This is a genomic window from Pandoraea sp. NPDC090278, assembly GCF_044772185.1.
GTDB lineage: Bacteria > Pseudomonadota > Gammaproteobacteria > Burkholderiales > Burkholderiaceae > Pandoraea.
Genome location: NZ_JBIVYJ010000029.1, coordinates 1 through 5,158 on the forward strand (window position 1 = coordinate 1; position 5,158 = coordinate 5,158).

Consider the following 5,158-nt stretch of genomic DNA (forward strand, 5'->3'; position numbering starts at 1 on the left):
CGCGGCAGTCGCGCCAGACTTTATAGCGTTCGCTGCGCTTCGGCTCTGCGTCTATGGCTCCGAGCGATGGATTGAGTTCTGAACAGCATCCCTAGGCCTTTTTTTAACAATTCGTTGGCATTCTTCAGCAGATCATGTTCAAGCTGCAACTGCCTGATGTCGCGTTGAAGCGATTCGACCTTACGCCCCAGTTCTGTCCGCTCAGGCGAAGCTGCCGGATTCTTATGGCGTCAGCCTGCCCGCTGCGGCTGCCACCAATGCCCCGCCCCCTGCCAGCACGCAAACCGCCACGCCGAGCGAGATGCCGCCTCCGCCGCCGGATGGGCCTGCACTTCGGCACTCCCGGTCCGCGCAGCCCTATGGGTGCGGCCGGGCACGGCGGTCCGGGCTTCGCTGCGGTTCGCACCATCGAGGAGATCGCGCATCTCTATCGCGTCGGAGGCCATCCGGAGAACGTCCTGCCGTTCCATCGCGAAACGCTGACGCAAACGCGCGATCCGATGCTGCGGCACCACCTGCGCGAGGCCATCGCACGTGAGGAACTGAAGCCCGCCGACACCACGGCGGCCATCATCACGTTGCGCGCGCAACTGAGCGAAGACCTCGCCGCACTCCCCTCGCCCGATGCCAAGCGTCGCTAAGCGCTGACGCGCACCGCACCCCGCGACACTGCGTCAACGGGTGCGCCGCTCACGCGTCAAAAGGCGTACTTCGCGCCGACGTTCACGAGCACGCCGCGCATGCCGCCCGTGCCAAAACTCTTCTGATACGACACACGACCGTACAGCGAGAAGCTCGCGCCCTGCACACTGTTCACCCCCAGCGAGAACATCATCGAATCGCCGTACTTCCCGGTCTGGAACATCGCGTCGCTGACCTGAACGCTGGTGCCGCCCACGAACGCATGAATGACGTCGAACCCGAAGTACGGCGTGATGCGTCCGGTGCTGACATCGAAGGGACGTGTGAGGCGCACACCAAGCCGTCCGGTGAACTGGTTCTGTGAGCCGATGTTGACGGAGAGTCCATCGGCATCGGTCACGTTGTCGAAACCGAGGTGCTGACCGACGAACTGCAATTGCGGTTCGAGATTCATGCCATACGCGAGCGCCAGCGGATACCCGGCTTCGATGGACTCCGCGTAGCTGTTGCCCCGCATCGGCGCGACATCGCCGCGAGCCTCGGTCGTCGTGCGCCCGTTGAACCAGCCGACCGACGCGATGCCGTCCACGTACCAGCCCTGCTGGCTCTGATACGTCCCGTAGCCATACAGACGATAGACACTCGCACGCGTGGTGCTCGGCCCGTCGATGGCGGTCGGTTCGTAATGCAGCCATCCCATCGAGCCAGCCGCACCGAAGCGCCATGTGCCGTTGTCGGTGAAGTGCTTGAAGAGATTCCCACCGATCTGAATCGCACCGTAATCGGCGTTCATGTCGTAACCGAACGCCTGAAAGCTCTGGTTGGAGCGGTACTTGAAGCTACCGCCGTAACCGCGCATGAACATCTCACCCGGTCCGCGATCGCGGCCGAGAATCCGGTCGTCGCGCACTTCGCCCAGACGCCGGTGCAACGAGTCGATGTCCGTCATCCCCGCTTGCAGGAAAGCCGCTGGCGCGCTCAGATAAGACGCCACCTGCGGTGCCACCTCACGTCGTGCATCCGGCTGCACCGGCTCGTCGACGCCACCACCGGGGTTGCCCGGCTCCTCGGGATCGACGCCCCCTCCGGGCGACACGTAGGCACTCTGCAACCGGTAGTCCCAATAGCCCGCACCGGTGCCGACGAGGTTCTGCGTCGGGTCGGCCGTCCCATGCGCCGAACCGGGACCGTAGGCATAGATCCGGTATTCGTATGGCGAATTCGATGCCACCACATAGCCGCCCGACAGACTGAACGCGTTGAACGTCGATGCACCCGCCACCTGCACCACCGAAATCCCTTCGCTGTTGGTGATCACCCCGCTGGGCGACGTCAGTGCACCCGGGCTGCCCGTCGTCGGCTTGATGTGCAGCGTCGTCGTGCCGCTCGCGCTGCCTTGAATCAGCAGACGGTCGGTGTACTGATTCGACAGCGCGCCGCCTGCGCTCAGATACGTGTTGAGCGCTATCGCGCCACTGCCGCCGCTCAGCGTCGAGTTCGTCAGATTGACGTTGGCGATGCCGCCGTAGATCCACAACGCGACGCCGTCGTCCGACGTCACCGTCGTATCCTGCAACGTCATGTTGTAGCCGCCTGCTCGCAGCGGGGCCGCGATGCCTGCGCGCGACACGACGGTCAACGCGGGCGATGGAACATCGCTGCCGAGATCCGTCGGCGCGGGGGGACCGGTGTGTCGATGGCGAACGGCAGGGCCGGATCGGACGACGGGAGCAACGGGGTCGTCGCAGGCAAGGTCGGCAAACCGGGCGTCGGGGCCGACGTCAGGACACCGCCTAGCGTCTGCGGCGCGTCGAACACAATGGCGGCTGTGCCTGCGCCGGTGGCGCGTATCGTCGAACCAGTCGCATTGAACATGCCGCCGTTCTCGATGCGCACGGCGTACGCATTGGTCCCCGCCGTGGTGATCGACGTCCCCTCGTCGGTCGCGCTGCTGCGCTGCAGGTTGATGGTCCCGGCGTTGGCGTAGATGCCGTAAGTGCTCGCCTGATCGGTCGTAATGGAACCGCCGGCGAAGTTGGTCGTGCTGCCCGTCCGCCCATAAATGCCGTAAGCCTGCGTGCCGTGCGTGGCGATGGCGAAGTCGGACAGATTCGCCTTCGCTGAGCCGCCGCTGGAAAGCAAGCCATGAGCCGTTTGCCCCTGCGTGGTGATCGAGCCGCCATTCAACATCGCCGTGCTACCGGAGATCCACATGCCGTAGGCGGAGGTGCCTTGCGTGTTCACCGCGACCTGCGATCCGGTGACGGTCGACGTGCCGTTCACGAGCAAGCCGTAGGCCGAGTCCTGCGTGGTAGAGAGACTCAACCGGTTCAGGTTGCCGCTCGCCGAGCCGATACGCACCGCGTGGCTCCTAGCGCCGGTCGTGCTGACGGTCACGGTGCCGGGCGTATTGGGGTCGGAGTTCGTGTTGAGCGTACCGTCCCACTCGGCGTTCAGTCCGAGATTGCCTGCCACCGCCGTCGTGATGGTCGAGTTGCCGTTAATGGTGGCGATGGAGCCGTTGTACACCTTAACACCGCCCCCGACCGCAGCGTTCGACCTCACCGTCGAGTTCGTGAGCGTGGTGTTGCTGCCACCCCAGGAACGCACCCCCCAACTGTCCTGCCCGTTCACGGTGATCGACGTGTTGCTCAGATTGATGATCGACGATGCGCCGTAGGTACGCATGCCATCGGCTTTCAGTCCCGTGGTCACAATGGTCACGTTGGCACCGGTCAGTACCGAGTTGCCTTGCGACACTTCAGGCATGTAGACGCCGTGCACCTGCTCGCCGACGCCGGTCAGCAACACGCCCGCCTGACTCGCGACGATATTGACGGTGCCGTTCGCGACGTAAAGCGCGTAGTTCGGCGCACCCGCAAGATAGTCCGACGTCACCGACACCACGCCGGGAACACCGAGATTCGGATTGATCGTGACATTCGCGCCGCTAAACACCCAGATCCCGGTGCCGCTGCGTTGTGTAGGATACGGTGGCGCGGGGTGAATCGTCACGCTCCCCTGAATCACGCCGACCGGCACCACATTGCCGTCGTAATATTGTTCGTACGTGAGCGTGGTTCCGGAGACGATTTCTGGCAGCGGAAAGATTTGTGCGTGCGCGGCACCGGCAGCACCGGCAGCACCGGCGAGTAGGCAGGCCAATGACGCCACCGTCGCGACGGGATAACGGCGGAGCAAGCGTTCGTGCTTGGCTTGAGTCACTCTACCTCCTGAGGGATGGAGTCAAGCAGACACATCAGTAGCAATAGGAAGCATTTGAAAATTCGAAACTCAGCATCTCAGGGGATACGTAAGCGTCAATCCGAGGCCGTCTTGAGGATCAGAACTTGACTTCCGAGAGCTGCTGATTCGCGAGCACGAGATCGAAGGCGACGGGATCGAAGCTGCCGCCGCACCACTCAAGGAAGTGGTCGTGCTCTTCGTGCCTCGGATCGGCGATCGCTTCGAGGAAGTCGGTATATCCTGGCACTCCACCGACGTCTTCCGGTGGACACGCATTCTGCCCGTCCAGGCACAACGGCCGGCGCATATCTGGATCAGGCACGAGTGCCTTCTCGACTTTGATCCGATGCTGCCAGTTGTCACCGTAGTCGTAGACGTAGGTGAATGACTTCAGCCCGCCCAGCGCCTTCGCCAGCGTGACCCGTGCTTCACTGAGCATCGGTGGATCGCTCTGGAAGCCGAAGTCATCAGGTTCACCATAGTTGGTTTCGCCGAAGACGAACTCGTGCAGGTGCCCGCCTTCCCAGCCCATGGCCAGTTGCAGCACGACATGCAGCTTGCCCAGCCGGATCGAGCCGGGAACGATGATTCGTCGCCAGATCACCGGCTTGATGTACTTCAGCTCAACGCGCAGTACGTAATCGGGCACTGGTGCCTTGACCAGGCGTACGGCAGGTTTGCGGTGTTGGACCATCTGATTGATTGTCAGGCGGCTTGCTGCTCGATGTGTGCAGCCGGCATCAGGCGCCACGGCAGCAACTCGTCGATGCGGTTGATGGGATGATGGGATGATCGGCGATGCGCTCAAGCACCGTGCGCAGGTAGGCAAACGGCTCGATGCCGTTCAGGCGTGCCGTACCGATCAGGCTATAGATCACCGCCGCGCTTTCGCCACCACCGTCGGAGCCTGCGAACAGATAATTGCGCCTGCGGAGAACCAGCGGCCTGATCGCGCGCTCCGCCGTATTGTTGTCCACCTCGATGCGCCCGTCTTCGCAAAAGCGTGTCAGTGCATGCCAGTGCCCCAGCGAGTATTTAATCGCCTTCGCCAGCCCCGACTTCGCCGATACCTGTGACAGTGACCTGCCCGGTGATTTTCGGATCAGTTGAAACTTGAGAGAATGGCTTCCAAGGGAGAAAGGAAGTCATGAAGAAGAGCCGGTTCACGGAAGAGCAAATGGTCACGATCCTGCGCGAGGCGGACAAGGCGCCGGTCGCCGAGGTGTCGAAGAAGCACGGGATCAGCGAGCAGACGATCTACAACTGGCGT

At 62.8% G+C, this 5,158-nt stretch carries 5 protein-coding genes and 1 pseudogene; 2 read left to right on the forward strand and 4 right to left on the reverse strand.

Annotated features, from left to right (window positions below; all coding sequences use genetic code 11):
* Positions 1 to 320: 320 nt before the first annotated feature.
* Complete coding sequence (locus ACIQWO_RS27280) at positions 321 to 641, forward strand: hypothetical protein (RefSeq protein ID WP_402830829.1); 321 nt, start codon at positions 321 to 323, stop codon at positions 639 to 641.
* 56 nt (positions 642 to 697) lie between these two features.
* On the opposite strand, the gene ACIQWO_RS27285 is transcribed toward ACIQWO_RS27280, so the two are convergent.
* The 4 genes and pseudogenes from ACIQWO_RS27285 to ACIQWO_RS27300 form a co-directional block, all read right to left on the reverse strand.
* On the reverse strand, positions 698 to 2,224 hold the full coding sequence (locus ACIQWO_RS27285; protein ID WP_402830830.1) for an autotransporter outer membrane beta-barrel domain-containing protein: 1,527 nt from the start codon (positions 2,222 to 2,224) through the stop codon (positions 698 to 700).
* A 53-nt stretch (positions 2,225 to 2,277) separates the two neighbouring features.
* A complete protein-coding gene (locus tag ACIQWO_RS27290; protein WP_402830832.1) occupies positions 2,278 to 3,867 on the reverse strand; it encodes a hypothetical protein in 1,590 nt (529 codons plus the stop codon).
* A 118-nt stretch (positions 3,868 to 3,985) separates the two neighbouring features.
* On the reverse strand, positions 3,986 to 4,582 hold the full coding sequence (locus ACIQWO_RS27295; RefSeq protein WP_402830834.1) for a plasmid pRiA4b ORF-3 family protein: 597 nt from the start codon (positions 4,580 to 4,582) through the stop codon (positions 3,986 to 3,988).
* An 11-nt stretch (positions 4,583 to 4,593) separates the two neighbouring features.
* Positions 4,594 to 4,970, reverse strand: a pseudogene (locus ACIQWO_RS27300) (transposase); the annotation flags it as partial.
* Between the two features lie 65 nt (positions 4,971 to 5,035).
* Between ACIQWO_RS27300 and ACIQWO_RS27305 the strand changes: the two are divergent.
* Positions 5,036 to 5,158, forward strand: a 123-nt coding sequence (locus ACIQWO_RS27305) for a transposase (RefSeq protein ID WP_186198256.1), incomplete at its 3' end; no start/stop codon positions are given.